This window comes from Bradyrhizobium sp. USDA 3311, assembly GCF_054062495.1.
In genome coordinates this window covers 2,774,865-2,801,109 of record NZ_JBSSFI010000001.1, presented here as the reverse complement: position 1 = coordinate 2,801,109, position 26,245 = coordinate 2,774,865, and the positions used below count along the sequence as shown (strand labels likewise).

The 26,245-nt window shown below is 65.6% G+C and carries 29 protein-coding genes; 13 read left to right on the top strand and 16 right to left on the bottom strand.

Features of this window, described 5'->3' with window-relative positions; translation table 11 throughout:
* Window positions 1-190: 190 nt before the first annotated feature.
* Window positions 191-406 (bottom strand): hypothetical protein, encoded by a 216-nt coding sequence (locus ACVWW6_RS13210; protein WP_456680837.1) that lies wholly within the window; start codon window positions 404-406, stop codon window positions 191-193.
* Between the two features lie 156 nt (window positions 407-562).
* Entirely contained in the window at window positions 563-1,387 is an 825-nt protein-coding gene (locus ACVWW6_RS13205) for a dienelactone hydrolase family protein (protein WP_456680836.1), read from the bottom strand.
* A 203-nt stretch (window positions 1,388-1,590) separates the two neighbouring features.
* Here ACVWW6_RS13205 and ACVWW6_RS13200 point away from each other — a divergent pair, with 203 nt between their 5' ends.
* Window positions 1,591-1,818, top strand: a complete 228-nt coding sequence (locus ACVWW6_RS13200; RefSeq protein ID WP_011090242.1) for a DUF2093 domain-containing protein — start codon at window positions 1,591-1,593, stop codon at window positions 1,816-1,818.
* Window positions 1,819-1,834: 16 nt separating this feature from the next.
* Here the strand turns inward: ACVWW6_RS13200 and ACVWW6_RS13195 are convergent, their stop codons facing one another.
* Both ACVWW6_RS13195 and ACVWW6_RS13190 read right to left on the bottom strand, forming a co-directional pair.
* Window positions 1,835-2,140 carry a hypothetical protein gene (locus tag ACVWW6_RS13195; protein ID WP_161536737.1) on the bottom strand — a complete coding sequence of 102 codons (306 nt, stop codon included), beginning with the start codon at window positions 2,138-2,140 and terminating at the stop codon, window positions 1,835-1,837.
* A 144-nt stretch (window positions 2,141-2,284) separates the two neighbouring features.
* Entirely contained in the window at window positions 2,285-3,271 is a 987-nt protein-coding gene (locus ACVWW6_RS13190; RefSeq protein WP_456683154.1) for a cysteine synthase A, read from the bottom strand.
* Between the two features lie 552 nt (window positions 3,272-3,823).
* Here ACVWW6_RS13190 and ACVWW6_RS13185 point away from each other — a divergent pair.
* The gene (locus ACVWW6_RS13185) at window positions 3,824-4,009 is read left to right on the top strand and encodes a hypothetical protein (protein ID WP_456680835.1); all 186 of its coding nucleotides are present in this window, start codon (window positions 3,824-3,826) and stop codon (window positions 4,007-4,009) included.
* 385 nt (window positions 4,010-4,394) lie between these two features.
* Here ACVWW6_RS13185 and ACVWW6_RS13180 read toward each other — a convergent pair whose 3' ends face one another.
* The 7 genes from ACVWW6_RS13180 to ACVWW6_RS13150 all read right to left on the bottom strand — a co-directional run bounded on the left by ACVWW6_RS13180 (window position 4,395) and on the right by ACVWW6_RS13150 (window position 10,497).
* A complete protein-coding gene (locus ACVWW6_RS13180) occupies window positions 4,395-4,730 on the bottom strand; it encodes a GYD domain-containing protein (RefSeq protein WP_011090245.1) in 336 nt (111 codons plus the stop codon).
* Between the two features lie 236 nt (window positions 4,731-4,966).
* On the bottom strand, window positions 4,967-5,983 hold the full coding sequence (gene lpxK, locus ACVWW6_RS13175; protein ID WP_456680834.1) for a tetraacyldisaccharide 4'-kinase: 1,017 nt from the start codon (window positions 5,981-5,983) through the stop codon (window positions 4,967-4,969).
* Complete coding sequence (locus ACVWW6_RS13170) at window positions 5,976-7,322, bottom strand: 3-deoxy-D-manno-octulosonic acid transferase (RefSeq protein ID WP_456680833.1); 1,347 nt, start codon at window positions 7,320-7,322, stop codon at window positions 5,976-5,978. Before ACVWW6_RS13170 ends, lpxK begins: the two co-directional genes overlap by 8 nt.
* The gene (locus tag ACVWW6_RS13165; RefSeq protein WP_028174623.1) at window positions 7,285-7,998 is read right to left on the bottom strand and encodes a lysophospholipid acyltransferase family protein; all 714 of its coding nucleotides are present in this window, start codon (window positions 7,996-7,998) and stop codon (window positions 7,285-7,287) included. Before ACVWW6_RS13165 ends, ACVWW6_RS13170 begins: the two co-directional genes overlap by 38 nt.
* The gene (locus ACVWW6_RS13160) at window positions 7,995-8,240 is read right to left on the bottom strand and encodes a DUF4170 domain-containing protein (RefSeq protein WP_011090249.1); all 246 of its coding nucleotides are present in this window, start codon (window positions 8,238-8,240) and stop codon (window positions 7,995-7,997) included. Before ACVWW6_RS13160 ends, ACVWW6_RS13165 begins: the two co-directional genes overlap by 4 nt.
* Window positions 8,241-8,300: 60 nt before the next feature.
* Window positions 8,301-9,119 (bottom strand): 3'(2'),5'-bisphosphate nucleotidase CysQ, encoded by an 819-nt coding sequence (locus ACVWW6_RS13155; protein ID WP_456680832.1) that lies wholly within the window; start codon window positions 9,117-9,119, stop codon window positions 8,301-8,303.
* Window positions 9,106-10,497 carry a TldD/PmbA family protein gene (locus tag ACVWW6_RS13150; RefSeq protein WP_456680831.1) on the bottom strand — a complete coding sequence of 464 codons (1,392 nt, stop codon included), beginning with the start codon at window positions 10,495-10,497 and terminating at the stop codon, window positions 9,106-9,108. Before ACVWW6_RS13150 ends, ACVWW6_RS13155 begins: the two co-directional genes overlap by 14 nt.
* 264 nt (window positions 10,498-10,761) lie before the next feature.
* On the opposite strand from ACVWW6_RS13150, the gene ACVWW6_RS13145 reads away from it, so the two are divergent.
* Window positions 10,762-11,280: a DUF6101 family protein gene (locus ACVWW6_RS13145; protein ID WP_011090252.1), complete on the top strand. Its 519-nt coding sequence runs from the start codon at window positions 10,762-10,764 to the stop codon at window positions 11,278-11,280.
* Window positions 11,281-11,390: 110 nt separating this feature from the next.
* Here ACVWW6_RS13145 and ubiA read toward each other — a convergent pair whose 3' ends face one another.
* Complete coding sequence (gene ubiA, locus ACVWW6_RS13140; RefSeq protein ID WP_456680830.1) at window positions 11,391-12,323, bottom strand: 4-hydroxybenzoate octaprenyltransferase; 933 nt, start codon at window positions 12,321-12,323, stop codon at window positions 11,391-11,393.
* On the bottom strand, window positions 12,320-12,979 hold the full coding sequence (locus ACVWW6_RS13135) for a hypothetical protein (protein ID WP_161536742.1): 660 nt from the start codon (window positions 12,977-12,979) through the stop codon (window positions 12,320-12,322). The genes ubiA and ACVWW6_RS13135 overlap by 4 nt, the downstream gene beginning before the upstream one ends.
* 209 nt (window positions 12,980-13,188) lie before the next feature.
* On the opposite strand from ACVWW6_RS13135, the gene ACVWW6_RS13130 reads away from it, so the two are divergent.
* The 6 genes from ACVWW6_RS13130 (at window position 13,189) to ACVWW6_RS13105 (ending at window position 19,161) form a co-directional block, all read left to right on the top strand.
* Window positions 13,189-13,944 (top strand): 16S rRNA (uracil(1498)-N(3))-methyltransferase, encoded by a 756-nt coding sequence (locus ACVWW6_RS13130; RefSeq protein ID WP_028174618.1) that lies wholly within the window; start codon window positions 13,189-13,191, stop codon window positions 13,942-13,944.
* 145 nt (window positions 13,945-14,089) lie between these two features.
* Window positions 14,090-15,241: an ATP phosphoribosyltransferase regulatory subunit gene (locus ACVWW6_RS13125; protein WP_011090256.1), complete on the top strand. Its 1,152-nt coding sequence runs from the start codon at window positions 14,090-14,092 to the stop codon at window positions 15,239-15,241.
* 3 nt (window positions 15,242-15,244) lie between these two features.
* Entirely contained in the window at window positions 15,245-16,222 is a 978-nt protein-coding gene (gene hisG / locus ACVWW6_RS13120; protein ID WP_060910417.1) for an ATP phosphoribosyltransferase, read from the top strand.
* 87 nt (window positions 16,223-16,309) lie between these two features.
* Entirely contained in the window at window positions 16,310-17,356 is a 1,047-nt protein-coding gene (locus tag ACVWW6_RS13115; protein WP_011090258.1) for a glycosyltransferase family 2 protein, read from the top strand.
* Window positions 17,353-18,198, top strand: a complete 846-nt coding sequence (locus ACVWW6_RS13110; protein WP_456680829.1) for a ChbG/HpnK family deacetylase — start codon at window positions 17,353-17,355, stop codon at window positions 18,196-18,198. Before ACVWW6_RS13115 ends, ACVWW6_RS13110 begins: the two co-directional genes overlap by 4 nt.
* Before the next feature lie 126 nt (window positions 18,199-18,324).
* On the top strand, window positions 18,325-19,161 hold the full coding sequence (locus tag ACVWW6_RS13105; protein ID WP_060910416.1) for a DUF2076 domain-containing protein: 837 nt from the start codon (window positions 18,325-18,327) through the stop codon (window positions 19,159-19,161).
* Window positions 19,162-19,231: 70 nt separating this feature from the next.
* On the opposite strand, the gene ACVWW6_RS13100 is transcribed toward ACVWW6_RS13105, so the two are convergent.
* Window positions 19,232-20,041 (bottom strand): L,D-transpeptidase family protein, encoded by an 810-nt coding sequence (locus ACVWW6_RS13100; RefSeq protein WP_038967312.1) that lies wholly within the window; start codon window positions 20,039-20,041, stop codon window positions 19,232-19,234.
* 314 nt (window positions 20,042-20,355) lie between these two features.
* On the opposite strand from ACVWW6_RS13100, the gene ACVWW6_RS13095 reads away from it, so the two are divergent.
* Window positions 20,356-21,138 carry a protein phosphatase CheZ gene (locus tag ACVWW6_RS13095; RefSeq protein ID WP_028174613.1) on the top strand — a complete coding sequence of 261 codons (783 nt, stop codon included), beginning with the start codon at window positions 20,356-20,358 and terminating at the stop codon, window positions 21,136-21,138.
* A gap of 186 nt (window positions 21,139-21,324) precedes the next feature.
* Here the strand turns inward: ACVWW6_RS13095 and ACVWW6_RS13090 are convergent, their stop codons facing one another.
* Window positions 21,325-21,846, bottom strand: coding sequence for a hypothetical protein (locus tag ACVWW6_RS13090; protein ID WP_161536749.1), 522 nt, complete (start codon window positions 21,844-21,846; stop codon window positions 21,325-21,327).
* 315 nt (window positions 21,847-22,161) lie between these two features.
* Here ACVWW6_RS13090 and ACVWW6_RS13085 point away from each other — a divergent pair, with 315 nt between their 5' ends.
* The 3 genes from ACVWW6_RS13085 (at window position 22,162) to ACVWW6_RS13075 (ending at window position 25,700) form a co-directional block, all read left to right on the top strand.
* Window positions 22,162-22,458 (top strand): co-chaperone GroES, encoded by a 297-nt coding sequence (locus tag ACVWW6_RS13085; protein ID WP_011090264.1) that lies wholly within the window; start codon window positions 22,162-22,164, stop codon window positions 22,456-22,458.
* Window positions 22,459-22,623: 165 nt separating this feature from the next.
* The gene (groL, locus tag ACVWW6_RS13080; protein ID WP_011090265.1) at window positions 22,624-24,255 is read left to right on the top strand and encodes a chaperonin GroEL; all 1,632 of its coding nucleotides are present in this window, start codon (window positions 22,624-22,626) and stop codon (window positions 24,253-24,255) included.
* Window positions 24,256-24,488: 233 nt separating this feature from the next.
* Entirely contained in the window at window positions 24,489-25,700 is a 1,212-nt protein-coding gene (locus tag ACVWW6_RS13075; protein ID WP_456680828.1) for a hypothetical protein, read from the top strand.
* A 67-nt stretch (window positions 25,701-25,767) separates the two neighbouring features.
* On the opposite strand, the gene ACVWW6_RS13070 is transcribed toward ACVWW6_RS13075, so the two are convergent.
* On the bottom strand, window positions 25,768-26,166 hold the full coding sequence (locus tag ACVWW6_RS13070) for an META domain-containing protein (protein ID WP_028174610.1): 399 nt from the start codon (window positions 26,164-26,166) through the stop codon (window positions 25,768-25,770).
* Window positions 26,167-26,245: the final 79 nt, after the last annotated feature.

Below are 26,245 nucleotides of genomic sequence, written 5' to 3'. Positions count from 1 at the left end.
TCCTGGCGAAAGCCAGGACCCATTACCCCAGGAAGTAGTTTGGCGAAGACTGATCGTTCGGGACTAATGCCGCGTACAATCGATAGATTCCGCGGTATGGGTCCTGGCTTTCGCCAGGACGACGTTGGGGAGAGTTGGTCGCCCTCTCAATACATATCAGCGCGGAAGGGTAGGAGTCGCAACAGCCCGCCTAGCGGCAGGACAATCCCGCGTCGATCGTGGTCCAGAAGCCGCAATGTTCAGGCGCGAGCATTGGCGCGCCGGCGTGGGCTTCGAACAGGAAGATCGCGACGGTGAAGACGATCAGTGCGGAGGAAAAGAGGACGATGCGGTTGCGCATGTGGGATGCGTTTAACTGACATCGTGGTCGAATGATGGCACCGTCCCGTGCTGAAACCGCAGCCATGCGCGATCCGTAGATTCACGGTCGGCCACTCTCCGTGCAGGGCGGTGGTCGATGCGGGGCTGTCCGCCTCAAGTTGTTCCTCGGGCGGCCCCGCTTGGGAATCCGTAGCCCCCTAGCCCGCATGAGCGCAGCGATATCCGGGCTTCTGGATCTTCATCACCGCGCCAGCCACTCCGCGACGTCCTTCTGCGACTCCGCGCGCGCGACCGCATCGGTGCCGAGATGGCCGTGCTCGGGCGCGGCGGCGTCGCTGCTGCCGCTAGCTGCGTGCAGCGGCGTGTTGGCGCGGTCGAAGTCGTGATAGGCGCCGGGATAGACCACGATGCGCGCGAGCGCGCTGCGGCCATGCGCACCCTCGACCATCTGGCGGCAGGCCGGCGGCGACGACACGTCGTCATTGGCGCCGATCAAAACCAGCGTCGGCACCCGCGTACTCCAGCCGAGGCCGGCGGAGATGCGGCAATCCGGATAGAACGCGATCGCCGCGCGGAAATCCGGACCTGCGTCGCGCGCCGCGTTCTGCGGGCGCACCGCCCACAGCAGCGTGCTCGCGCCGTTGGCCCAGCCGATCAGGCTGACGCGGTCGCGCGCGACCCAGGCCTGCTTCATCAGCCAAGCGCGCGCGGCCGCGACGTCGGCGACACGCTCGCGCCGCGCCTTGACGTGCGTCTCCTTGACGCGGCATTGCGGCCCGAGCTCGCGCGAGCCGTAGCTGTCGGGCAGCAGCACCGCGTTACCGGCCTTGAGCAGCCGCTCCGCCCAGTCGCGATAGCGCGGCAATACGGGATCGGCATGGCCGCCGAGGCCGCCGCAGCCATGCAGCGCGATCACGGTCGGAAACGGCCCGGCGCCCTCGGGCTTGTAAAGCTGGGCATGCAGGATTCCGGAGCCGAGCGGAATCTCGACCTGCTGCGGCGCAGGCGCAGCGCACGCGGCCGACATCAGCAGCATCAGGAACAGGGCGGTCAATCGAAGGCGCATCGGGCTCTGCCGTATCAGGTGCCGGCCGCTTGCGCCGGGACGATCCTTCGCCCGAAGCACTATCATGCGAAAACGGCGGCAAAACATCACAAACCGGTCGGTTTACCGGGCGGACAGGCCGCCCTATCTATGCTACATCCCGTCCAACACATCGTGCCCTCCAGGGTTTTTTACGGAGAGGCCTTCCACGGAGACTTTCGACCGTGCTGAACAAGTTCGGCTCTTCCGGCAATGGCGAAGCGCAGGTGCAATATCTCGACGGCGATTTCCGCGTGATCTCGCCGGGGACCTATGTGCGCTGCGCGATCACCGACACGCGGATCCCGCTCGACGAATTGAAGTACTGGAGCGTGGACCTTCAAGAAGCCTACGCCACGCCGGCCGCGGTGCTGCAGCGGCATTTCCCCGGCGCGCCAAAGCCGCAGCCGTGAGGCCGCGCCTGCGCTGCTATTGCTGCTCAGTGGCATCCCCGCCCACGCAGGTCTTGATGAAGGTCTTCCTGGGCTCGCCGACGACCTTCTGATCGATCGCCTGCTTGAGGCAATCGACCCGCGCCTGCGCCATGCAGAGCTGCATCTGGTCGCGCTTGTCCTGTCCCTTCAGGTTTTGCGTCGTGCCGAGACACGTCACGCGCCTGGTCGCGGGAACCGGCACCGTGCCGGTCGAAGCGGCGGGCGGCGTCGTTTGTGCAAACACGGGCGCAATGATCAGACACACGAGGCTGGCGGCGACAGTCGCGGACGGCAATTTCATCGAATTCTCCTGATCGGTCCCGGACCGATAGGCGTTTTGCGATGAATGTCGCGTGAATGGCGAACTGCCGTAGGGTGCGGCAGAGCACAAGCGTGTGCCATCGCATCCATCGCCTCATAAAGCCACAAGGTTAATGGCGGCTCGCTATTCCAACCAACGTGGCACGGGCAGATTCTTCTTGCGCAGGAATTCCGGGTTGAACAACTTGGATTGATAGCGCTGTCCACCGTCCGCGAGGATGGTCACGATGGTTTTGCCTGGACCGAGGTCGCGCGCAAGCCGCATGGCGCCGACGATATTGATGGCGCTCGAGCCACCCAGCACCAGTCCTTCATGCTCGATCAGGTCGAACAGGACGGGCAAGGCCTCCTCGTCCGTGATCCGATAAGCCGTGTCGATCGGCGTGCCTTCCAGATTCTTGGTCACACGTATCTGCCCGATCCCTTCAGTGATGGAATCGCCTTCTGTCGTCAGCTCGCCTTTGGTGAACCAGTTGTAGAGAGCGGCGCCCATGGGATCGCTGAGCGCGATCTTCACGTCGGGATTGCGCTCTTTGAGCGCCCGCGCGATCCCGCCCAAAGTGCCACCGCTGCCGACGGCACAGGTAAAGCCGTCGATCCGTCCCTCCGTCTGCGCCCAGATCTCCGGACCGGTTGTGCGATAATGGCCATCCCGATTGGCGACGTTGTCAAACTGATTGGCCCAGAAGGCGCCGAGCTCCTCGGCGAGCTGACCTGAATAGCGCGCGTAATGACCCGGATTGGAATACGGCACGGCGGGCACCAGGCGCAGGTCGGCGCCGCAGAGCCGCAACATGTCCTTCTTCTCCTGACTTTGCGTGTCGGGCATCACGATCACGCTGCGATAGCCGCGTGCATTGGCCACGAGCGCGATGCCGATGCCGACATTGCCGGCCGTTCCTTCGACGATGACACCACCTGGCCTGAGCTTGCCCGATCGCTCGGCGTCGTCGATTATGGCGAGGGCCGCGCGATCCTTGATCGAACCACCGGGGTTGAGAAATTCGGCCTTGCCATAGATCTCGCAACCTGTGGCCTCTGACGGCCTTCGCAGCCTGATCAATGGCGTATTGCCGATGGAGTCGAGGAAACCCGTTCGAACACTGCTCATCGCCCACCCACCCTTGCGCTCTCGCAACTTTAGGCTGGCCAGCGGGCAATTCGGTTCTCTAGTTCGGGCGAAGCGTGCAACGTTTTGGATGCCCGACACAGCCAATCGGAAATTCCATGCTTGAGGCGCGTTGACAGACCTGCTGCCCCTCATCTTGGTGTGTCGGCGTCCCGACGATGTTCGCGCGCACCTCGACTGCGGGTCTCACAGCCAAAATGATCTCCGTCGTGCCGATCTGCGTTGCATCGAACAGCGCTTGCACTCCTTGGTGAGTCATTTCGCGCTGTGGTTGGATTCTTTGGTGCGACTTGGCGCCCTTAAGTTGTTTGACGAAGTTTTTGTGAAACAGAGGGCTGCTATAGTGCGTGTTAGGTAACTGGCCCTGCTCTTTTTATCGCGCAGACAATCAAGTCAACCAAACGGCCATCGAGCTTTGGAATTGGCGCAGTCTGTGAACGGGCTCATATCGAAGAGCCATCTGGCGGGTTACGATCACCTCGAAAATTTGCGGTGAAATATTTGTAAATCGAAAGTCAAACGATGGGGGTGATCATGCCCACCATACTGGACCTGCTCTATCGTGAATATTGCCGCGCCCGCCTCGCTGAAATGCGGAAACAGCTGCTGATCGCCGCTGAACGCTCTGAAGCTCTCGAAGCGCATTATCATCCTGCGGACCAGGGTGACGATGAGAGGACGGTCGTACAACGCAAGACCGGTCGCGGCGTGCCGACTTGAAGCGGCACCAAGACCGGCGATCTCTCCCGCGTAGCAGTGACCAAGCAATTGGCAGCAGTTTGGGAGCAAGCAATGAATACACCCGAATGCTATACTGTCATGGTGGCCTGCGCCTCGTGCCTGACCATCATCGGAATGATTGCCGTTGGAGCCTGGTGAGGGGGCCTGACCGCCGAGCCGGGATTGCACGCCGTTAGCGGGCCCGCTGCCAAGCACGTTCAGTCGGACCTAGGACGCCGGACGCAGCACGCGCCGTCCCGCATCGTCCGTCAACGGACACCGCAAGGCCTTCGCCGCGCCTCAGCGTGCAGACCTGCTTCTTGCTGTGAGAAAAGCGTTGCCGCCGCTTGATGCGATTGCGGCGGCATCGCTCGAGATCCGGATATCAGCCTCCGGGCGGAGTATACGAAGAACGCAGCTTCGCCGCGTTCTGGCGGACCTGCTTGATCTCGTCCTGCGTGAACAGCCGGGTCAGCTTCACGTTCTGCAGGGTGCCCGCCGTGACGGTCAGGCCGGAAATCGCCGGAGCCGCACTCGGATCAGGCACATCGAAAATCACCAGAACGCCTGGACCGTCGGCCGCAACGCTGTACATCGAAATCAGCTTGCCGCCGGCCGCTTCGATGAGTTTCCTCGCCGCCTCCTGGCGATTGGTCGTGGGGTTTTCCAAAATGGCGTTGAGAGCGCGTGGTGTGTATTGTCCAGTGAGGCAAAAATGCATGGCATGTTCTCCTCTGAGCTTTTGGCAATGACTCTCCCGGCCGTTCCGAACTTATCGGTACGGTCTCGCATCTGAAATGATGAAGGTACGTTGCCCGCCGTGGGCATAAACGCCGCCGATGATTGCCGGGAGTTCGGCACGTCCCGGTGACGGCTCTCATCGAAGGCTACATCAACTCCCGAACCTGCGGAAGAGAATTCATCCGCCGCGACATGTCGCCCCGGTGTCGCACGCGATCAACGCCTGCCGAACCGCCGCTCGCGCGCCTTGTAGAGATGATCGCTGATCAATTGCCGCAACTTTGCCGGGTCATCGAATTCGAGCTGCACCGCGAACGGCACGATGCCGTTGGGCACGCCCTCGCTGCCGCGCAGGCGCGCGAGATCCTTTTCCGTAGTCACAAGCGTCAGCTGCTCGCGCTGTGCTTCCGCCGCGAGCGCGGCGATCTCCTCGGGCGAGAACATGTGGTGATCGTCGAAGCGACGCGTGCGCGCGACATCGATGCCGCTGGCGCGCAGGGTGCGGAAGAAGCGTTCGGGATCGCCAATGCCGGCGAACGCGAAAACCCGTTTGCCGAACAGCTGCGCGACCGAGGCTGCATCCGGCTTCAGGCGCGCGCGCAGCTCCGGCTTGTTGCGCTTGGCAAGCTCGGCGGCGACGTCGTTGGCGGCGCGGCCGTCGCCGATCAGCACCAGCGCGTCGGTACGCGCGAGCTGGGCCTTCAGCGGCGCGCGCAGGGGACCGGCCGGAAACACCTTGCCGTTGCCGATGCCGCGCTCGCTGTCGATCACGATCAGCGAGGCATCCTTGAGCAGACGCGGGTTCTGGAAGCCGTCGTCCATCAGGATCACGGTCGCGCCTTGTGATTTGGCGAGCGCGACGCCGTCGAGGCGGTCACGCGCGACGACGACAGGGACGTCGCGCGCCATCATCAGCGGCTCGTCGCCGACATCGGCTGCGATGTGACGCGCGCCGTCGACCATCACCGGGCCCTGCAGGCGCCCGCCATAGCCGCGGCTGAGCACGACAGGCGTCTCACCGAGCTCACGCAGGAGCTTCGTCAGCGCCAGCACGGTCGGCGTCTTGCCGGCGCCGCCGACATGGTAGTTGCCGACGCAGATCACGGGGATGCCGGCGTCGAATCCCTCGAGCGCCATGCGACGCCCCGTGATCGCGCCATAGAGCGCGCCCAGGGGACGGAGGATTTGGGACTCTGGGGAACGCGGCCGGTACCAGAAGGCCGGCTCACGCATTGGCGGCTCCCATCTCGATCCGCAATTGCAGCAGATACGGCTCGAGCGCGGTCATGGTGCGCTCCAGCGCGCCGCCGAGCTGCTCGACCACGCTGCTGCCTGCGTGCTGTATCTTGTCGCGCACGGCGGGATCGGCCAGGAGCTGGCCGAGCTGCTTGACCAGGATCTCCTGCGTGTCGGCCTGGCGCGCGCCGCCGCTCGCATCGAGCGCTTCGTAGACGTCGGCGAAATTGAAGACGTGCGGACCATGGACGATCGCCGCACCGAGCTTGATCGCTTCGATCGGATTCTGGCCGCCATGGCGGATCAGCGACCCGCCCATGAACACGATCGGCGAGAGCCGGTAGAACAGGCCGAGCTCGCCCATGGTGTCGGCGACATAGACATCGGTCGCGGCCGTCGGCAGCTCCTCGCGCGAGCGCAGCGCCGGCTTCAGGCCCGACGCGGTGATCAGGCCAGCGATCGAGGAGCCGCGATCCGGATGGCGCGGCACGATCACGGTCAGAAGCTGCGGGAAGAAACCGACGAGGCTGCGATGCGCCGCCACCAGCATCTCGTCCTCGCCCGGATGGGTCGAGGCCGCGACGATGATCGGACGCCCGCGCGTCATCGCCATCAGCCGTTCGAGCTTGGCGGGATCGGCCGGCGGCGCCGGCACGTCGAGCTTGAGATTGCCGGTGGTGAGGACGTCGCGGCCGCCGAGCGCGGAGAAGCGTTCGGCATCCGTCTTCGACTGCGCCAGGCAGATGTCGAACCGCGACAGCAGCGCCGAGATGGTGCCGTACATGCGCTGCCAGCGCGGAAAGGAGCGCGGCGACATCCGACCGTTGATCAGCACCATCGGCACCCGCCGCGTTGCGCCCGCCAGGATCAGGTTCGGCCACAGATCCGATTCGATGAACAGCGCCAGCGACGGCTTCCAGTGGTCGAGGAAGCGCGCGACATAGCGCGGGGAATCATACGGCACGTATTGATGGATGACGTCGGGTGGAAAGCGTTTTGCGACGACGGCGGCCGAGGTGACGGTGCCGGATGTGAGCAGGATGCGCAAATTGAGATCGCGCAGCCGCCCGATCAGCGCCGCCGCGGCCAGAACCTCGCCGACGCTGGCGCCGTGGATCCAGACCAGCGGACCATGCGGCCGCACGTCCCGGGACAGGCCGCGCCGCTCGCCGACACGCGCGGGGTCTTCCTTGCCCTGCTTCAGCCGCCGCTTGATCAGAGCAGGCGCGAGCGGCACCAGGCCGGAAGCCAGGCGCTGGTACATCCGCAGCGTCATCGGCAGCGCTCTGGGCAGCGAATTAGGCATCTTGCGGCCCCGGGCGGCCGAGCTGCGCATAGGCGCGCCGGGTCGCTTCGTTCAACGTCTCCTCCAGCTCCAGCCGCAACGCTTCCATCATGGCGGCGTCGGCGTCCGGCGGAACGTGGATTTCCTTGATGCCGACCAATGCGCCCCGCCCGAACGGCAGGTTGATGGTGGTGCGGTCCCAGTTCTTGAGCCGGATGAAACGGCTGGTCGCCATCGCGAAAGGCATGATCGGCCGCCCCGATTCCCGTGCCAGCATGATGATGCCGAGCCCGGCCACGCGCGCGCGCTTGGGGACATCGGCGGTCAGCGCGACATTACAACCGTCCTGCAACGTCCGCACCATCTCCTTGAAGGCGCCGACGCCACCTTTACGGTGGAAGGCACTGCCATGATCCCCGGAACCGCGGATGAGGCCGATGCCGAGCCGCTCCACCGCGATGGCGTTGAACTCGCCGTCGCGGTGCCGGGAGATCAGGACCTTGGCCCGGTAGGAGTCCTTGTTCTTGATGAACGGGGTGAGGAAATGCTGGCCGTGCCAGAAGGCGAAGATCGCCGGGATCTGCGGTTCGACGATGTCATAGACGTCGGGCGGATCGAACGTGAATTTGTTGGTCCGCCAGACCAGACGCAGATATTCGGCCGCCAGGACCCCGACGGCACGCTGAAACCAGCTGCTTCGCAGCGTATTGCGAAGCAGCTTTTTCAACGCGCCTTCGTTTCTTGATTCGGGTCGAGCAGCCGGTGGAGATGGACGATGAAGTAGCGCATCTGCGCATTGTCGACCGTGCTCTGCGCCTTGGCGCGCCAGGCGACGTGGGCGGACGCATAGTTCGGGTAGAGGCCGACGATCTCGACGTCGTCGAGGTTCTTGAAGGTGTTGTGCTCGAGATCGAGCAGTTCGCCTCCGATGACGAGATGGAGCAGTTGTTGCGGGGCACTATCTGGCATGTGTTCTCTTCCTAACGGACTGCCCGGCAAAGCAGTGTTCGACAAGCACAGCGAAAGCGCTCAGGGCAAGGGACGATTTCGAAAATGCGCGACAATGCTCGCATGACGATCGCGACCCGCTGCCACCAGCACCCCGTGCGCCACTTCCCGGCGGTTATAGAGGATGGGATCTCCGGAGAGGTCGCTCATCCTACCATCCGCTTCCTGCACGATCAAATCGGCCGCCGCAAGATCCCAATCATGGCTGTTGCCGCCCGCAAAAGCCGCATCCAGCGCGCCATGGGCGACCCGGCAGAGCCGGAGCGCGAGCGAGCCGATTCGCGGGTGCAGCTTGATGTCGCCGCCGGCGGTATTGAGACGCTCGACCATCGGCTTGGGGCCGGCCATGCGGGAGAAATCCAGCGTGGACCCGGGCGTCGCCCGCACCGGCTTGTCGTTGAGCAGCGTACCCTGGCCGCGGGCCGCGAAGAAGAACTCGCCGCTGGCCGGCGCGAACACCGCGGCCAACAGCGGCGCGGCGCCCTCGACCAGCGCCACGCTGACGCACCATTCGTCGTGGCCGCCGAGATAGTTGCGCGTGCCGTCGATCGGATCGACCACCCAGACCAGCCGCCGCGACAGCCGCGTGGAATCGTCGGCGCTCTCCTCCGACAGCCAGCCATAGTCGGGCGTGGCACTGCGCAGGCGCGCTTCGAGCAGGTCGTTGACGGCGATGTCGGCTTCCGACACCGGCGAGGACGCGCCCTTGGTCCATGTCTTCAGCTCGGTGCGGAACATCGACTGCGCGAGCGCGCCCGCTTCCCGTACCGTGTCTTTCAGCAGCGCCGCGTCGCGCGTCAGGATCGTCGCGTCGAGCGAGTTCGCGTCAGCGTCCGCCAAGCGTCAAACCCTCGATACGCACCGTCGGCGCATTGATGCCGTAGCGGAATTCGAGATTGTTGGCGGGCTGCATCGACTTGAAGATCTCGAACAGGTGGCCAGCGATCGTCACCTCGCTGACGGGATAGGTGATCTCGCCGTTCTCGATCCAGAAGCCGGAGGCGCCGCGGCTGTAATCGCCGGTGACGCCGTTGACGCCCGAGCCGATCAGGTCGGTGACGTAGAAACCCTGCTTGATGTCGGCGATCAGCTCGGCCGGCGTCGGCGTGCCGGCTTCGAGATGCAGATTGTACGGCCCGGGCGAGGGCGAGGACGAGACGCCGCGATGGGCGTGGCCGGTGGTGGCAAGGCCCAGCTCCCGCGCGGTGGCGCAGTCGAGCAGCCAGGTCGTCAACACGCCCTCGTCGATCAGCGCGATCTTCTTCACCGCGACGCCCTCGGCATCGAAGGTCTGCGAGCGCAGGCCGCGCTTGCGCAGGGGATCGTCGATGATGCGGATGTTCTTGGCGAACAGCTGCTGGCCGAGCTTGTCCTTCAGGAAGCTGGTCTTGCGCGCGATCGAGGCTCCGTTGATGGCGCCGACGACATGGCCGACCAGCGAGCCCGCAACGCGCGGATCGAACACGACCGGCACCTTGCAGGTCTCGACCTTGCGCGGATTGGAGCGCGCCACGGTGCGCTCGCCGGCGGAGCGGCCGACGATCTCCGGCGACAGCAGGTCGGCGCCATGCGGCGCCGAGGTGAAGTCGTAGTCGCGCTCCATGCCGGTGCCTTCGCCTGATATCGCGGTCGCCGAGATGCCCTGGCTGGAGCGCAGGTAGGAGCCGTGGAAGCCGGTTGAGGTGACGAGCACCATGCCGCCCATGCCGGCGGAGGCCGAGGCGCCGCCGGACTTGGTCACGCCCTTCACCGCGAGCGCCGCGGCCTCGGCTTCGAGCGCGCGGCGCTCGAGCTCCGAGGTTGCCGGAATATTCGGATCGAGCAGATCGAGATCGGGGAAATCGCGCGCGAGCAGCGCGGGATCGGCGAGGCCGACATATTTGTCGTCGGGTGCGACCTTCGCCATTGCGACCGCGCGTTCGGCGAGCTTGGTCACGGCATCGCCGCTGACGTCGTTGGTCGAGACCACCGCCTGGCGCTGGCCGACCAGCACGCGCAGGCCGACATCGTCGCCCTCGGACCGCTCGGATTCCTCGACACGGCCGTCGCGCACCTCGACGCCTTGCGAGACGCCGCGCACTGCGACCGCATCGGCCGCATCCGCGCCGGCGCGCCTGGCCGCCTCGACCAGCCGCTGCGCGAGATCGGACAGCGCGGACTGATCGAACAGGTCGCGATTGGCTTTGGGCGAAAGCGTCGAGCTTGGTGAAGGGTTCACAAACGAAATCCTGTTGGGGCGGGGTTCGGGACCGGAACCCACAGATGTGCCCTGATAGCGCGGACTTCAAGCATTTTCAGTCCGCTAAAAGCTCAGATTCGCGACTTCGGCGCAACGTCTCGTCAATCATGCGCGCCAAGGTCTTGTCAATCATGAGCCGCGGTGACGCTGGGTTAACCAGCCTTTTTAAGCGGTTTCGGAAGCCGCCGCGCTAAGGTCCTCGCATCGACCGGGAACATAATCCTGGCGGGGAGAACTAAAGCCGTGAGGCGTCAAACAGCAACAAGCGGGATCGCTCCCGCCGGGTCGAGCCGCTCTCTGCGGCTCGACCCTCTTTCCCTTCCGGTCCGCTTCGATGCGCATGATCCGCGCGCCGACGGATACACAAGGCAGATCGAGCTTCATCGCGAGCGTGTCGTGCTGCGCCGTGCCGTCCGCGGCATGCGGATGGCGATCAACGTGCGCGTCAGCGACTTCTCCGGCGTCGCGCTGCGCGGCAACGACGCGGCGCAGGCCCTCGTCCTCGTCCATCGCGATCCCTCGCTCTCCGTTCCGCTGCTGGTCGGCGCCGACGGCGACGAGCTCACCGAGGCCTGGGCGGTCTGGAGCGAGATCTTCGCGCTTCCGCAGCTCGACGAAGGCGCGCGCAAGCCCGCACCGCGCCGCCGCCGCGCCAACGCGATCCGCGCCCGCCGTCCGAAATTCCTGATGCGCCGGCGCACCGCCATGGCGCGCGAGCTGTCGGTTCATCACGGCGAGCGCGAGATCATCGCGAGGAACTAAAGGTGCCGTAGGGTGGGCAAAGCGAAAGCGTGCCCGCCTATTTCCATCTCAATCTCGGCAAGATGGCGGGCACGGCGCAACAGCGCCTTTGCCCACCCTACGCATTTGCGTCACGCCGCGCGCATCACTGCGTCCGCGAACAATCCCGCAAACAACAGCAGGCCCGCATCCCGGTTCGACTTGAACAGGCGCAGGCAAAGCGCGGGATCGTCGATCCTCAAGCGCACGATCTGCGAGGCCAGATGCGCGGCGAAAGCGGCAAGCCCGAGCCAGGCGGGCCAGCGCACATCGCCTGACGCCAGCGCGACGCCGATCAGCACCACCGCAAGCCCATAGAACAGGATCAGCGCCTGGTGCGTGTGCGCGCCGAACAGGCGCGCGGTGGACTTGATGCCGATCAGCGCGTCGTCCTCGGCATCCTGATGCGCATAGATCGTGTCATAGCCGATCACCCAGGCGATCGATCCGCCATACAGCACGAGCGCGGTGACGTCGATGCGGCCGAAGGTGACGGCAAAACCCATCAAGGCGCCCCAGGAGAAGGCGAGGCCGAGCACGATCTGCGGCCACCAGGTGATGCGCTTCATGAAGGGGTAGATCGCGACGATCAGAAGCGAGACGATGCCGGTCAGGACCGCGAAGCGATTGAATTGCAGGAGCACCACGAGACCGATCAGGGCCTGCGCGACCATGAAGGCCAGCGCCTGCTTCGTGGTCACCTGCCCCGACGGCAGCGGCCGCGAGCGGGTGCGCTCGACCTTGTCGTCGAGATCGCGGTCGGTGATGTCGTTCCAGGTGCAGCCTGCCCCGCGCATGACGAAGGCGCCGATGAAGAACAGGACGATGGTGAGCGGCAGGCGGCCGGAATCGTGCGCGATGCCGGCGGCGAGCGCCGCCGACCACCAGCATGGCATCAGGAGAAGCCAGGAGCCGATCGGACGATCGAAGCGGGACAATCGCAAATAGGGCCGCGCCCATGGCGGCGCGAGCGTATCGACCCAGTTGCCGGTGGAGTCGGCAACGCGGGCGGATGTGTCGCTCATCGCGTGAGGACGTTGCCGTTGAGCGTGTCGAAGGTGCTGCCGCCCTTCTTGCCGGCATTGGCTTCAGGGGCCGAGCCCGAACCCAGCACCTCGCTCAGCGACGGGCCGGCCGGACCGCGCGGCTGGTTCTGCATCTGCTGCGCGACGTTGCAGACCTTCGTGGTCATGGCCTCGGTGTTCTTGTGGCCGTCCTTCATCTGCGCGCCGACCTGCGGCGGGATTCCGCATTTTGCAGCGTTGGTCTCGACGTACTTGATCATCTTCATTTCAGCCTGGCCGAAATTGCGGATCAGCTTGCACGCCTCGTCCGGCGGCGCGTGGCGGTCGCTCGCGGCCTTAATCGCCTTGCCGCGCTTCTCGGCCTCCTCGCGCAGGGGAATGAAGGCCTTCATGCAGTCCTCACCCGGGGCTTGCGTCGGCGGGGCCGCGCTGAAAGCGCCGGCGCCGCCGACCGGCGCGGCGCCGTTCACCGGAAACGAGGATTGCGGCGCCGTGCCGACGGAGGCTGTCGGCGCCGAGCCGTTCACGGGCGGAAACGCCGAGCTGCTCGCGGCCTGGTTCGGCAGCGGCGCCGGGAAGGCGCTTTGCGCATAGGCGCCAGCGGCCCCCATGGTGATCATGGCGGCGGTGATCGGAACCATCAAATGACGGATCATCAAGGCAGTCTCTCCGGCAGGAGCTTACGGGGTTCGGCGTCTTCCCAATTGAAGCGCAACCAGCGTGTTCGCGTTTTTACGATTCCCGCCGGCCCTTAACAACCCGTCGAATAGGGCAAGAGCGCGGCGCGCCGACGCACCAGTTTGGCAATATTTACCCCCGAAATGGCGGCTTTCGGTTAATAACGGCGGCAAATCGGACCTGAATGATGCCTTCCCACGATTTCCGCGCCCCCCGCCTGTTCGTCGATGCCCCCCTGGCCCAGGATGCCAGGGTCCCGCTCGACCGCGACCAGAGCAATTATCTCGGCAATGTGCTGCGGCTTGCCGCGGGGGCCGAGGTCCTGGCCTTCAACGGCCGCGACGGCGAATGGCAGGCCGCGATCGAAGGCCGCAAACGGCCGGATGGCCTCGTCATCCTCCAGCAGACCCGGCCGCAGGACCGGCTGGCCGACCTCACTTACGTCTTCGCCCCGCTCAAGCACGCCCGGCTCGATTACATGGTCCAGAAGGCCATTGAGATGGGCGCCGCCGGCCTGCAACCGGTCCTGACCCGGTTCACCCAGGCCTCCCGGGTCAACACCGAGCGGATGCGTGCCAACGTGGTCGAGGCCGCCGAGCAATGCGGCATCCTGAGCATCGCGACCGTGGCCGAGCCGGTGCCGCTGGAGCGCTTCCTCAGCCAGCGCGCCACCGGTCGCCTGCTCATCTTCTGCGACGAGGCCGCGGAGGTCGAAAACCCCGTTCAGAGCCTGCAAGCCGCGCGCGAGGCGGGACAAGGTATCGACGTGCTGATCGGCCCCGAAGGCGGCTTTGCCGAGGAAGAGCGGGCGCTGCTGCTGCGACAGCCGAAGATCCTGCGGCTCGCCCTGGGTCCCCGGATCATGCGGGCCGACACCGCCGCGGTGGCTGCGCTGGCGCTGGTGCAGACGGTGCTGGGCGATTGGGGCGGCAAGACTCCCTGATGCTGCGCATTGGCCGGCCGTTAAGCGATTGATCCTTTGGAGGTCGAAACCGCTTTCCGGCCATGCTAAGGGCTGCGCCAACTGGCTTGCCTCCACTTGCCTCCCCTTGCACTGCCCGGTTCCACCGGGACGATGGACCCCTGAGATGACCGCGACCGCCACCTCAAATGCTGCCGGCTCCGCCGCCTGGGCGGATACGCTGCTCTTGTCGTTCGCGCAGGCCGGCTATGTCAGGGCCGAGCCGGCGATCCTGCAACCGGCCGAGCCGTTCCTGGACCTTTCCGGCGAGGACATCCGCAAAAGCCTGTATCTGACCACGGACCTCACCGGCGAGGAGCTCTGCCTGCGCCCGGACCTGACCATACCGGTGGCGCGCGATTACCTCGCCTCCAGCCGCGCCGGCCAGCCGGCCGGGTTCAGCTATCTCGGTCCGGTGTTCCGCTACCGCAGCGGCCAGGCCAGCGAGTTTCTTCAGGCCGGCATCGAATCGTTCGGCCGCCAGGACCGCGCCGCGGCCGATGCCGAGATGCTGGCGCTGGCGCTGGAGGCGACGGGCGCCTTCGGCGTCCGCGACGTCGAGATCCGCACCGGCGATGTGGCGCTGTTCAACGCGCTGCTCGACGCGCTCAACCTCTATCCGGTCTGGCGGCGCCGCCTGGTCAAGGACTTCAACCGCAAGATCAGCCTGGAGCAGGATCTGGAACGGCTGGCGGCCGCGACGACCGCCACCCGCAGCGAATATGAGGGCGTGCTGGCGGCGCTGGCCGGCTCCGACCGCAAGGCGGCGCTCGCCTTCGTCACCGATTTGATGTCGATCGCCGGGACCACCAATGTCGGCGGCCGCACCACCGCCGAGATCGCCGACCGCTTCCTCGAGCAATCGACGCTGAAGGGCGGCGCGCTGCCCCGCGAGGCGATCACCGTGCTCAAGCGCTTCCTGTCGATCGCAGGCAATCCCGACGACGCCGTCGCCGAACTGCGTGCGCTCACCACCGACGCGAGGCTCGACCTCACGGCTGCGATCGATCAGTTCGAGAGCCGGGTCGGCTTCATGGCTGCGCGCGGCATCGACGTGAAGCAGACGCGCTTTTCGACCGCGTTCGGACGCGGGCTCGACTATTACACCGGCTTCGAATTCGAGCTGCATCACCGCGGCAATGGCGCCGAACCGCTGGTCGCCGGCGGACGCTATGACGGGCTGATGACCCAGCTCGGTTCAGCCGAGCCGATCGCCGCTGTCGGTTTCTCGGTCTGGGTGGACGCGCTGACCCGGATCGGCCGCAAGGTGGGAGCCTAAGTCATGAGCGCGCCATTCGTTCTGGCCGTTCCCTCCAAGGGCCGCCTCCAGGAAAACACCGAAGCCTTTTTCGCCCGCGCGGGCCTCAAGCTGTCGAAGGCCGGCGGCGCACGCGACTATCGCGGCACCATCGCGGGCCTCGACAATGTCGAGGTCGCCTATCTGTCGGCGAGTGAGATCGCCGCGCAGCTGTCGCGCGGCTTCGCCCATCTCGGCGTCACCGGCGAGGACCTGGTGCGCGAGAACATCGCGGACGCCGACAAGCGCGTGTCCCTGATCGAAGGCCTCGGCTTCGGCTATGCCGACGTCGTCGTCGCGGTGCCGCAGGCCTGGATCGACGTCCGCACCATGGCCGACCTCGACGACGTCACCACCGGCTTCCGCGAGCAGCATCACATGCGGATGCGGGTCGCGACCAAGTTCGTCAATCTCACCCGCGCGTTCTTCCAGAACCACGGCATCACCGATTACCGCATCGTCGAAAGCGCAGGCGCGACCGAAGGCGCGCCGGCAGCCGGCAGCGCCGAGCTGATCGTCGACATCACGACGACCGGCGCGACCCTCGCCGCCAACGGCTTGCGGGTGCTCGACGACGGCATGATCCTGCGCAGCCAGGCCAATCTGGTCGCCTCCAGGGATGCCGACTGGTCGCCGCAGGCGCGGGAGACCGCGCGCGTCATCCTCGACCACATCGCGGCGCGGGCGCGGGCCAACAAATACCGCGAGGTCCGGACCCGATTCCGGCAGTGCGACGCCGCCCTGCTCGGCGAGGCCCACAGCCGGTTCGGCGTGGAGGCCCCGTTCGGCGGGCCGACCTCGTCGGGCATGCTGACGCTGCACTGCCCGCCGGGGCAGCTCTATGCGCTCGCGAGCTTCCTGCGCGAGCATGGCGCCGAGACCGTCTCGGTGGTTTCGCTCGACTACGTGTTCGACCGGGAGAACCCGCTGTTCGCCAAGCTCGAGGCGTTCCTGCGGCGGTGAGCCTCAGGTCCGTTCAGCGTAGCGACAGCAAACGGCAGCTACCATATGCTGTTGAGATGACCTTGAACGCCTCTGGAACCTTGATCGATGACGCTGGGCTCTGATGTTTCCGGCCTGACGACCACCGCGGCCAACGCCGCCGCGAAGGGACTGTCGATTGTCGTCCCCGTCTACAACGAGGCGGCGGGCCTTGCCGCCCTGCACCAGCGCATCTGCGATCTCGCAAAGACCCTGCGGCAGCGCCATCGCCTCGCTTGCGAGGTGGTCTATGTCGACGACGGCAGCGCGGACGCGACGCTGTCGATCGCGCGCAGCCTGCCGGCCGACGCGATCGACGTCCAGGTGGTCTCGCTGTCGCGCAATTTCGGCAAGGAGGCGGCGCTGATGGCCGGCCTCGACCATGCCCGCCTCGGCGCCGTGATGTTCATGGACGGCGACGGCCAACATCCGCCGGCGCTCGTCGAGCAGCTCGTGGGACACTGGATCGATGACGGCTACGACGTCGTCTATACCGCCAAGGCGCATCGCGACAACGAAACCTTCCTGCGTCGGCTCGCCGTGCATGGCTTCTACGCCCTGATCAACTGGGGCGCCCGCCAGAAGATTCCGGAAGACGCCGGCGATTTCCGCCTGCTTTCGCCGCGCGCGGTCACGGCGCTTCGGCAACTGCCGGAGCGCAACCGCTTCTTCAAGGGCCTGGCAAGCTGGATCGGCTTCCGCCAGATCCGCGTCGACTACGAACCGTCGCCGCGCGCCCATGGCGTCACCACCTTCAACGCCGCGCGCCTGCTCGGCCTGTCGATCGAAGGCCTGACCTCGTTCTCGGTGGCACCACTGCGTTTCGCCAGCCTGCTCGGCGTCGTGCTCGCCGGCATCGCCTTCCTGTTCGGCCTCTCCATTCTCTGGGAGGTCTTCACCACCGGCAAGCAGGTCCCCGGCTATCCCTCGCTCGTGGTCGGCCTGATGACCATCGGCGGCGTGCAGCTCATCATGATCGGCATCGTCGGCGAATATATCGGCAAGATCCTCTCCGAGCTGAAGGCGCGCCCGATCTACTTCGTCGCCGAGCACAGCGAGAAGCATTTCGAGGCCGACAAGGCCGACGACGCCGCGAAGAGGACGGCGGCCGAATGAGCGCGGCGGCGGCGCCGCGGCGGATCTGGCTCTGCGCCGACGATTACGGCATCAGCCCGGGCGTCAATCGCGCCATCCGAGACCTGATCGAGCGCGGCCGCCTCAACGCCACCTCGGTGATGATGGTCGGCCCCGCGATCGCTCGCGGCGAGATCGAGGCGCTTGAGGCCGCGGCGAAGACGAGCCCGCGCTGCGCGATCGGATTGCACGTGACGCTGTCCGCGCCGTTCCGGCCGCTCACCATGCATTTCCGCCCGCTCGACGGCGACATGTTCATGCCGTTTCCGAAGCTCTTGCGCGCGGGTGTCTTGCGGCGGCTCGACCGCGAATTCTTTCGCAATGAGGTGAAGGCGCAGCTCGTGGCCTTCACGGAGGCTTTCGGCCGCGCGCCAGACTTCGTCGACGGCCATCAGCATGTGCAGCTCTATCCGCAGGTGCGCGACGGCTTTATCGACGCGGTCAGCGAAACCGCGCCGAACGCCTGGGTGCGTCAGGGCGGCCGCGACCTGCCGCTGAAGCAGCGGCTGGCCTCGCCGAAAGCCATGGTGCTCGACATCCTCAGCGCACAATTCCGCCGCCGCGCCGGCGGCGCCGGCCTCGGTTTCAATCCCGGCTTCGCCGGCGCCTATGACTTCACGCGCGCGGCCGATTTCGGCGCGCTGATGCGGCAGTTCCTGGAAGGCCTCCCCGATGGCGGCCTCGTGATGTGCCATCCCGGCTTCGTGGACGACGTCCTTGCCGCGCTTGATCCGATGACCGACGTGCGCGAACGCGAGCATGCCTATCTTGGGGGCGATGAATTCGTACGGCTGCTGGAGCAGACCAACACGACACTGGGGTGAATGGCGGCGAAAGCCGGCCGACGAGGCAGCTTGTCGCATACCGAAATTTAATCCAGCCGGCACTGTTGGGGCCACAATGGAACCCTACATCTCCTGCGCGCTTGGTTTGCGCGAGGGAGATTGATCATGACGCCGCAGGAACGCCAGCTCGTCGACGAGCTTTTTGACCGGCTTTCGAAACTGGAAAATGCACCGCGCGATCCCGACGCGATCGCCGCGATCTCCGACGGCCTGCGCAAGGCCCCCGGCGCCGTCTACGCGCTGGTGCAGACCACCCTGTTGCAGGACGAAGCGCTCAAGCGCGCCCATAACCGCATCCAGGAACTGGAAGCGGCGCAGGCGCCCGAGCCGGCCCAGTCCGGCGGCTTCCTGGATACCATGCGCGACACGCTGTTCGGTGGCGGCCCCTCGCGCGGCTCGGTTCCGAACGTGCCGCCGCGTGACGCACGGCCGGTGTGGAACAGCGGCCAGGCGATGCAACAGGCGCAACCGGGTTACGGCCAGCCGCCTTACGGGCAGGCTTACGGCCAAGGCCCAGGACAGGGCCCCGGTCAGGGCTATGGCGCCCCGCCGGTCGGCGGTGGCGGCGGCTCGTTCCTCGGTACGGCCGCGGCGGCCGCGGCCGGCGTCGTCGGCGGCTCGCTGCTGCTCTCCAGCATCCGCGGCATGATGGGCGGATCGCACCAGCAGGCCTTCGGCGACACCAACGCCCTGGGCGACCGCAGCGCTGGTGGAAGTCCCTGGGGCGGCAGCGACCAGTCCGGCGGCTCGCTCGCGCGCGATGCCGGCCTCGACGACATCGGATCGAACCGCGACCGTGGCGGCGATTCCCGCCAAGGCTTTGTCGACCAGGCTTCGAACGACGACCAGAATTACAACGATCAGAACGACAATGACGACAACGTAGACCTGGCCGACGACAGCGATTTCGGCGGCGACGATGGCGGCAGCGATTATGCGTAAGGCCGCTCGATAGCGCGCAAACAAAAACGGCCGCCGATGGGGCGGCCGTTTTCATTTCGGGGCTCGGACCTCACATCACCACGACCCTGGTGCCGACATTGACGCGACCGTAGAGGTCGATGACGTCCTCGTTGCGCATGCGGATGCAGCCGGACGAGACGTTGGTGCCGATGGTCCAGGGCTCGTTGGAGCCGTGGATGCGGTAGAGCGTGGAGCCGAGATACATCGCGCGCGCGCCGAGCGGGTTTTCCGGACCGCCTTCCATGTGCCTGGGCAGGTCGGGGCGGCGCGCGATCATTTCCGCCGGCGGGGTCCAGTCCGGCCATTCGCGCTTGGCCGTGATCGCCTTGACGCCGGACCAGGTGAAGCCGGGACGGCCGACACCGATGCCGTAGCGCATCGCCCGGCCGTTGCCCTCGACGAGATAGAGGAACTTGTTCGGCGTATCGACCACGATCGTGCCGGCACTTTCCTTGCCGCTATAGTCAACGAGTTGTTTCTCGAACTTCGGATCGAATTGACGCTGGCGCGGATCGACCGCCTCCTGCTGGAGACCTGCGCCTTGCTGATATCCGCCCTGCATCTGCGGCTCGCCCATCGGCGGCAGGCGGCGCGGATCGTTGTAGCCCGGCTGCTGCTGATACACCGGCGGCGCGTAGGCCGGACCGCGGCCGGGCCCATCGCCGAACAGGAACTCGATGAAGCCGCCGCCCATGTTCGCGTTGGAGGCGACGCGCACCGGCGCCGGCGGCACTTGCGGCTGATAAAGCACCGCGGGCGGATCGTTCGGAACGGTATTGTCGAAGGCGCTGGCGCTGGTTGCGCCGGCAACGAGGGTGCAAGCGCTGCCGAGCAGCGCGACAGACATTTTCTTGAACATCGACGTACTCTGTACTGTTTCGTCTAGATCACATGCGTCGTGCAGAGCTGATGGCTGATCGGCGTCCGCGACGTGGTCAATAAAGAGCAAAAGGCGTTTCGTTTGGTAAACGGAAACGCCGTTTTGATTCACCACGTCGCGAGCGAGAGCCCAATTTGGCGATCAGCGTTTATTTTCGATGAAAGCCTCATGCTCATGGTTAATCGCTTCTTCTCGCGTCGTCGCGCGCGGCCGCGCAACAGTTCCGGTCGTGAACCTCGTGTTAAATTGCTTCTGCCTACAAAGACGCGTGAGTGAGGTGGGGGGAGTTTCTGATGGCTATTCACCGCAAACGTTTTCGTGTCGAAGAGGCTATTGTCGGCGAGATGCCCAGCCCCGAAATGATTGAGGAGGCTGCGCCGATGCATAGCGAGATCATGGCGGAACTGCGCGCGATCCGCGCACAGATGGCGAAGGGCACCGCTGCCCCGCTGTCCGCCAGCGCGGCGATGGCGGCGATCGACGCTTCCACGGCCCATGAGCTTGCCGAGACGCGCACCATGCTCGACACCTACCGGGCGCAGATCGAGCAGTGCGAGAAGCTGAAGGTCGAGCTCGACCTCATCCACGACGCCATCGACCGCACCAAGCGCGAAATCGCGACGCTGCACGGCAAGAGCTTCGACGGCGGCGAGATGGCCAAGGTCAATGGCGAACTCGGCGCGGTCGTCGGCGGCACCGAGCAGGCGACCCAGCAGATCCTGGAAGCCGCCGAGTCGATCGACCAGGCGGCCAGCGCGATGTCCAAGGTGCAATCGGCCGACCAGCAGAAGCGGCTCGCCGACGACATCCAGGAACGCGTCATCTCGATCTTCGAGGCCTGCAACTTCCAGGACCTGACCGGCCAGCGCATCAGCAAGGTCATGACCACGATGAAGTTCATCGAGCAGCACATCAACGCGATGATGGAGATCTGGGGCGGCGTCGACGCGATCAAGGCCCATGTGCCGGCGCCGGCCGACACCCGCAGCGAGGACGAAAAACTCCTCAACGGTCCGAAGCTCGCCGGCGACGTCGGCCACGCCTCGCAGGACGACATCGACGCGCTGTTCGACTGAACGGACGCGGCATAGAGAAGAAGCAAAACGCCGGCGCGAGCCGGCGTTTTTGTTTTTGGGATTTATCTCACGCTGTCATTCCGGGGCGGCCCGCAGGACCGAACCCGGAATCTCGAGATTCTCAGGTGCGCAATTGCGCACCATAGTTCGATACTTTCGCATCGCCCCGGAATGACGGGAAGAACATCACGCCCTCGGGGCGCAGCGGACGTAGACCATGTTGCCGTAGCGGGTGGCGGCGTCCTTGTCGATGAAGCGGGTGATCAGGACGCGACCGTCGAAGGACACGATCTCGCGGTCCTGCTCGCCGGGGGTCGGACCGGCCGGCCCGATATAGTTCTTGCCGCTGGGCGAGCCCTTCAGCCGCAATTCCTGCGGTGTCGCCTGGTCGGCCAGATGCATGACCACGCCGCCGGAGGTGCCGGCGCCGATCACGTAAGGATTCTTGCACTGGGACCGCGCGGCGGCCTCGGTGCGGGCGCGGTCGGCCGGGTTCTGGAACGAGGCGAGACCCCAGCGGCCGACGATCTCGTCGGCGCGGATGCTCGCCGGCATTTCCGGGCCGGTACCGGGCTCTGCCTCGGGCGGCGGGGACGAAGACGAGAAGGACGGCAGGCTCATGCCGCCGCCGCAGGCGCCAAGCAGCAACGCCAGGCCAGATGCGGCTGCCAGATTGGCAACCTTGCGCGCGCGAGCTGAACTGATCATGGCATTCCCCCGAACAAGACCATGGCCGCACCCCTCCTGCAGCCAAGCGCAAAACCGCCACCGGAGCAATGACGTCGTTTGATACGCCGGCGCCCCGAACACGTTTCCAATGCCACCATCCTATATCCGCCTCACCAATCGCTTAACCACCTTTGCTTGACAGGATCGCGGCCAAGCCATATTTCCGGGCGCACTATTAGCACTCGGAAAGCCCGATTGCTAAGCGCGCCGTTCGATCCTCGGGACGAGGGTGGACGGAAGCGCCGCCCCACCCACTTCCACTACTTCCGAAGCGAGCCTCCAAAGGGAAACGTCATGGCTAAATCCAAATTTCGTCCGCTGCATGACCGTGTCGTGGTCAAACGTATCGACGCCGAGGAAAAGACCAAGGGCGGCATCATCATTCCGGACACCGCCAAGGAAAAGCCCTCCCAGGGCGAGGTCGTCGCCGTCGGCCCCGGCGGCCGTGACGAGACCGGCAAGCTGATCCCGATCGACCTCAAGGTCGGCGACCGCGTGCTGTTCGGCAAGTGGTCGGGCACCGAGGTCAAGATCGACAACGAAGAGCTCCTGATCATGAAGGAGTCGGACATCATGGGCGTGATGGCCTAAGGCCGTCAGCCTGAACGGCCGCTGAATGTCGTGCCCGGATCGCGTGATCCGGGCATCCATCCTTCCGCCGGGTTCGACCTGCGGATCCCGGAATCGATGCGGCCGGCAAAGCGGCAAGACGCAGCACGAAACAAGACACAGCACGAAACACGAGGGATTGCAGAAATGGCTGCCAAAGACGTCAAGTTTTCCGGAGACGCGCGCGAACGCATGCTGCGCGGCGTCGACATTCTCGCCAACGCCGTCAAAGTGACGCTCGGCCCGAAGGGCCGCAACGTCGTCATCGAGAAGAGCTTCGGCGCGCCCCGCATCACCAAGGACGGCGTCACCGTCGCCAAGGAGATCGAGCTCGAGGACAAGTTCGAGAACATGGGCGCCCAGATGGTGCGTGAGGTCGCCTCCAAGACCAACGACCTCGCCGGTGACGGCACCACCACCGCGACCGTGCTGGCCCAGGCCATCGTGCGCGAAGGCGCCAAGGCGGTTGCCGCCGGCATGAACCCGATGGACCTCAAGCGCGGCATCGACATCGCGGTTGCGGCCGTCATCAAGGACATCGAGAAGCGCGCCAAGCCGGTCGCCTCCTCCTCCGAGGTCGCCCAGGTCGGCACCATCTCGGCCAACGGCGATGCCGCCATCGGCAAGATGATTGCGCAGGCGATGCAGAAGGTCGGTAACGAGGGCGTCATCACCGTCGAGGAGAACAAGTCGCTCGACACCGAGGTCGACATCGTCGAGGGCATGAAGTTCGACCGCGGCTATCTCAGCCCCTACTTCGTCACCAACGCCGAGAAGATGACCGCCGAGCTCGAGGACGCCTACATCCTCCTGCACGAGAAGAAGCTCTCGGGCCTCCAGGCCATGCTGCCGGTGCTCGAAGCCGTGGTGCAGTCGGGCAAGCCGCTCGTGATCATCGCCGAGGACGTCGAGGGCGAGGCGCTGGCCACCCTGGTCGTCAATCGCCTGCGCGGCGGCCTCAAGGTCGCCGCCGTCAAGGCGCCGGGCTTCGGTGACCGCCGCAAGGCCATGCTCGAGGATCTCGCGATCCTCACCGGCGGCCAGCTCATCTCCGAAGAGCTCGGCATCAAGCTCGAGAACGTCACGGTGAAGATGCTCGGCCGCGCCAAGAAGGTGGTGATCGACAAGGAGAACACCACGATCGTCAACGGCGCCGGCAAGAAGCCCGACATCGAGGCCCGCGTCGGCCAGATCAAGGCGCAGATCGAGGAGACCACCTCGGACTACGACCGTGAGAAGCTCCAGGAGCGCCTCGCCAAGCTCGCCGGCGGCGTCGCGGTGATCCGCGTCGGCGGCGCGACCGAGATCGAGGTCAAGGAGAAGAAGGACCGCGTCGAGGACGCCCTCAACGCCACCCGTGCCGCGGTGCAGGAAGGCATCGTCCCCGGCGGCGGCGTCGCGCTGCTCCGCGCCAAGAAGGCGGTGGGCCGTCTCACCAACGCCAATGACGACGTCCAGGCCGGCATCAACATCGTGCTGAAGGCGCTGGAAGCCCCGATCCGCCAGATCTCCGAGAACGCGGGCGTGGAAGGCTCGATCGTCGTCGGCAAGATCCTGGAGAACAAGTCCGAGACCTTCGGCTTCGACGCCCAGAACGAGGACTATGTCGATATGGTCGAGAAGGGCATCATCGACCCCGCCAAGGTGGTGCGCACCGCGCTCCAGGACGCCTCCTCCGTGGCCGGCCTGCTGGTGACCACTGAAGCCATGGTCGCCGAGGCGCCGAAGAAGGACGCTCCGCCCGCGATGCCGGCCGGCGGCGGCATGGGCGGCTTCTGAGCCCACCGTTCCCTGACAATGTTGCGAAGGCCGCCTCCGGGCGGCCTTCTTTTTTGCCGACCATGGCTCACGCTTTCCGATTCAACCGACGGCCAAAACCCATTACGGTGGCGCCGATTCTAAAGCGCGATGAGGTCGGAACGAGTCGTCATCGCGCTTTAGGTTGTTGTTTGAGCATGATCTTTTCGGTCACACTTTTCCGGATCATGCTCCCTTGCTCGAGGATTTTATCGATGCGCGCGCTTCTGGTTTGCTCCACGGCCCTTGTGGCGGCTCTGCTTGCTGTTTCGCCGGAGGTCGCATCCGCCCAGATGAAGCTGTCGCCAAAGGCGACGGTGCCGGGCGGCCCCGAGACGCGCTATTTCACCTCGATCGACGGGCTGATGGACGGCAATGCCGACGTGATCCTGAAGGAGACGCGCCAGGGCAAGACGGTCACGGCCGCCGTGCTCGACGTCTGTTATCCGGTCGCGAAAAATTCCGACCGCAAGGATCGCTTCGTCGTCAATCTCCAGGTCGCCGGCCAGACGCTGACCGGCACGACGCAGAGCCTCGGCGCGAAGGCGCCCGTCACCGTCAAGCTGCTGCGCAAGCCGACCGGAGACACTTTCGAATTCCGCGGCCAGATTGGAATCGGCCAGGCCGTGACCGAGGTCACCTCGCCCGACAATTCCGATCTCAGCGAGAAGGAGTTTCTGGACAACCAGACCTCCGACGACGGCATCACGCCGCAGCCGAAGGACTTCACCGACGTCTCGCCGGAGGCGATCGCGGTCAAGGTCAAGCTGGATGCGGCGACCGAGTTCCTGAAGAGCCTGAAGGGCCAGGAGGTCGAGGTGACGCTGGCGAGCCTCACCGTCGGCTGCGACGCGTTGCGCGCCGGCGAGCAGACCATCAACATGTCGGTCGACCCGGAGCGCGCCGGCGCGCTGCTGGCAAAATTCAAGGCGATGCCCGGCGTCGTCGCCGCGGGCTGGACCGCGGGCATGACCGAGATGGACCGCACCATCCGCTTCGCCGCGGCCGACTGGCGCGACGGCGACAAGATCAACCGCGACAAGCTCGCAGCCGCCGTGGCGGGCGTGCTGGGCCGGACGCTCGCGGCAAAGCCGGTCTCGCAAAGCTTCAACCCGGCCACCGGCAAGCTCAAGCTGGTCTTCAAGCGGCCGAACCAGGATTTCCCAACGCTCGATCTGACCGACACGATCGAGGTCGCAGGGCTCATCTCGCCGGACAAGCCCGGCACGACCGACAAGCTCATGCTCTGGATCGGCAGCCCCGCCACCACGACCGCCGACGAGAGCAGCGGCGCCAAGCTCAATCTCTCGGACGAAGCTTCGGCCGACGAGGAGGGCGACCAGCCCGACGACAACGGCTCGGTCGAGGCGCTCGCTAAGGAATTGAAGGGCCAGCGCTGGGACGCCGACAAGTCGGTGTGGAAATAGACGGAGACACCACCTCAACCCCGGCGAAGCCTTTGGCGTAGCCGGGTCGCGGGGTATGACAGCGAGGCTAATTGCCGTTCGCGCGGAAGCGCAGCGGCTTGGGGCCGAGAAGCGTCAGCACATCGCCCTGGCGCTTCCAGGTCTCGACGCTGCCGAGCGCTGCGACGAGATCGTCGTCGGCCTGGGCCTTTGCCGGCGGGCAGGACCGGTCCTGGATCTGACCGGGGACGAAGATCACGGTGTTGCCGGCGACCGAGAACTGGCCCTTGCCGCCCTTGCACCAGAGCTCCAGCACGACCTCGCCATTGTCTCCAATCTCGATGTTCGGAATCCGCTTCGAGCCCGGCTGCGGCGACGCCTCCAGCGTCAGTTCGGTGCCGAAGGGAAAACCATCCTCCGCACGCGCGACAGTGGACATCGCAAGCACTGCAACCGTCGCACACACCATATGCCTGAGCGAAACCATGAAACCTCTCGAGCGACCTGATTTGCCGCACCTTCTATAAGACGGCGGCGCCATTGAGAAGGTTCGCTCAGCACGGACG

What these genes read in the sequence shown, in the direction of transcription:
- ACVWW6_RS13210 (WP_456680837.1), bottom strand. Translation starts at nt 406, where the DNA reads ATGGCTGCGGTTTCAGCACGGGACGGTGCCATCATTCGACCACGATGT.
- ACVWW6_RS13205 (WP_456680836.1), bottom strand. Translation starts at nt 1,387, where the DNA reads ATGCGCCTTCGATTGACCGCCCTGTTCCTGATGCTGCTGATGTCGGCC.
- ACVWW6_RS13195 (WP_161536737.1), bottom strand. Translation starts at nt 2,140, where the DNA reads ATGAAATTGCCGTCCGCGACTGTCGCCGCCAGCCTCGTGTGTCTGATC.
- ACVWW6_RS13190 (WP_456683154.1), bottom strand. Translation starts at nt 3,271, where the DNA reads ATGAGCAGTGTTCGAACGGGTTTCCTCGACTCCATCGGCAATACGCCA.
- ACVWW6_RS13185 (WP_456680835.1), top strand. Translation starts at nt 3,824, where the DNA reads ATGCCCACCATACTGGACCTGCTCTATCGTGAATATTGCCGCGCCCGC.
- ACVWW6_RS13180 (WP_011090245.1), bottom strand. Translation starts at nt 4,730, where the DNA reads ATGCATTTTTGCCTCACTGGACAATACACACCACGCGCTCTCAACGCC.
- lpxK (WP_456680834.1), bottom strand. Translation starts at nt 5,983, where the DNA reads ATGCGTGAGCCGGCCTTCTGGTACCGGCCGCGTTCCCCAGAGTCCCAA.
- ACVWW6_RS13170 (WP_456680833.1), bottom strand. Translation starts at nt 7,322, where the DNA reads ATGCGCAGCTCGGCCGCCCGGGGCCGCAAGATGCCTAATTCGCTGCCC.
- ACVWW6_RS13160 (WP_011090249.1), bottom strand. Translation starts at nt 8,240, where the DNA reads ATGCCAGATAGTGCCCCGCAACAACTGCTCCATCTCGTCATCGGAGGC.
- ubiA (WP_456680830.1), bottom strand. Translation starts at nt 12,323, where the DNA reads ATGAGCGACACATCCGCCCGCGTTGCCGACTCCACCGGCAACTGGGTC.
- ACVWW6_RS13135 (WP_161536742.1), bottom strand. Translation starts at nt 12,979, where the DNA reads ATGATCCGTCATTTGATGGTTCCGATCACCGCCGCCATGATCACCATG.
- ACVWW6_RS13130 (WP_028174618.1), top strand. Translation starts at nt 13,189, where the DNA reads ATGCCTTCCCACGATTTCCGCGCCCCCCGCCTGTTCGTCGATGCCCCC.
- ACVWW6_RS13125 (WP_011090256.1), top strand. Translation starts at nt 14,090, where the DNA reads ATGACCGCGACCGCCACCTCAAATGCTGCCGGCTCCGCCGCCTGGGCG.
- hisG (WP_060910417.1), top strand. Translation starts at nt 15,245, where the DNA reads ATGAGCGCGCCATTCGTTCTGGCCGTTCCCTCCAAGGGCCGCCTCCAG.
- ACVWW6_RS13115 (WP_011090258.1), top strand. Translation starts at nt 16,310, where the DNA reads ATGACGCTGGGCTCTGATGTTTCCGGCCTGACGACCACCGCGGCCAAC.
- ACVWW6_RS13110 (WP_456680829.1), top strand. Translation starts at nt 17,353, where the DNA reads ATGAGCGCGGCGGCGGCGCCGCGGCGGATCTGGCTCTGCGCCGACGAT.
- ACVWW6_RS13105 (WP_060910416.1), top strand. Translation starts at nt 18,325, where the DNA reads ATGACGCCGCAGGAACGCCAGCTCGTCGACGAGCTTTTTGACCGGCTT.
- ACVWW6_RS13100 (WP_038967312.1), bottom strand. Translation starts at nt 20,041, where the DNA reads ATGTTCAAGAAAATGTCTGTCGCGCTGCTCGGCAGCGCTTGCACCCTC.
- ACVWW6_RS13095 (WP_028174613.1), top strand. Translation starts at nt 20,356, where the DNA reads ATGGCTATTCACCGCAAACGTTTTCGTGTCGAAGAGGCTATTGTCGGC.
- ACVWW6_RS13090 (WP_161536749.1), bottom strand. Translation starts at nt 21,846, where the DNA reads ATGATCAGTTCAGCTCGCGCGCGCAAGGTTGCCAATCTGGCAGCCGCA.
- ACVWW6_RS13085 (WP_011090264.1), top strand. Translation starts at nt 22,162, where the DNA reads ATGGCTAAATCCAAATTTCGTCCGCTGCATGACCGTGTCGTGGTCAAA.
- groL (WP_011090265.1), top strand. Translation starts at nt 22,624, where the DNA reads ATGGCTGCCAAAGACGTCAAGTTTTCCGGAGACGCGCGCGAACGCATG.
- ACVWW6_RS13075 (WP_456680828.1), top strand. Translation starts at nt 24,489, where the DNA reads ATGCGCGCGCTTCTGGTTTGCTCCACGGCCCTTGTGGCGGCTCTGCTT.
- ACVWW6_RS13070 (WP_028174610.1), bottom strand. Translation starts at nt 26,166, where the DNA reads ATGGTTTCGCTCAGGCATATGGTGTGTGCGACGGTTGCAGTGCTTGCG.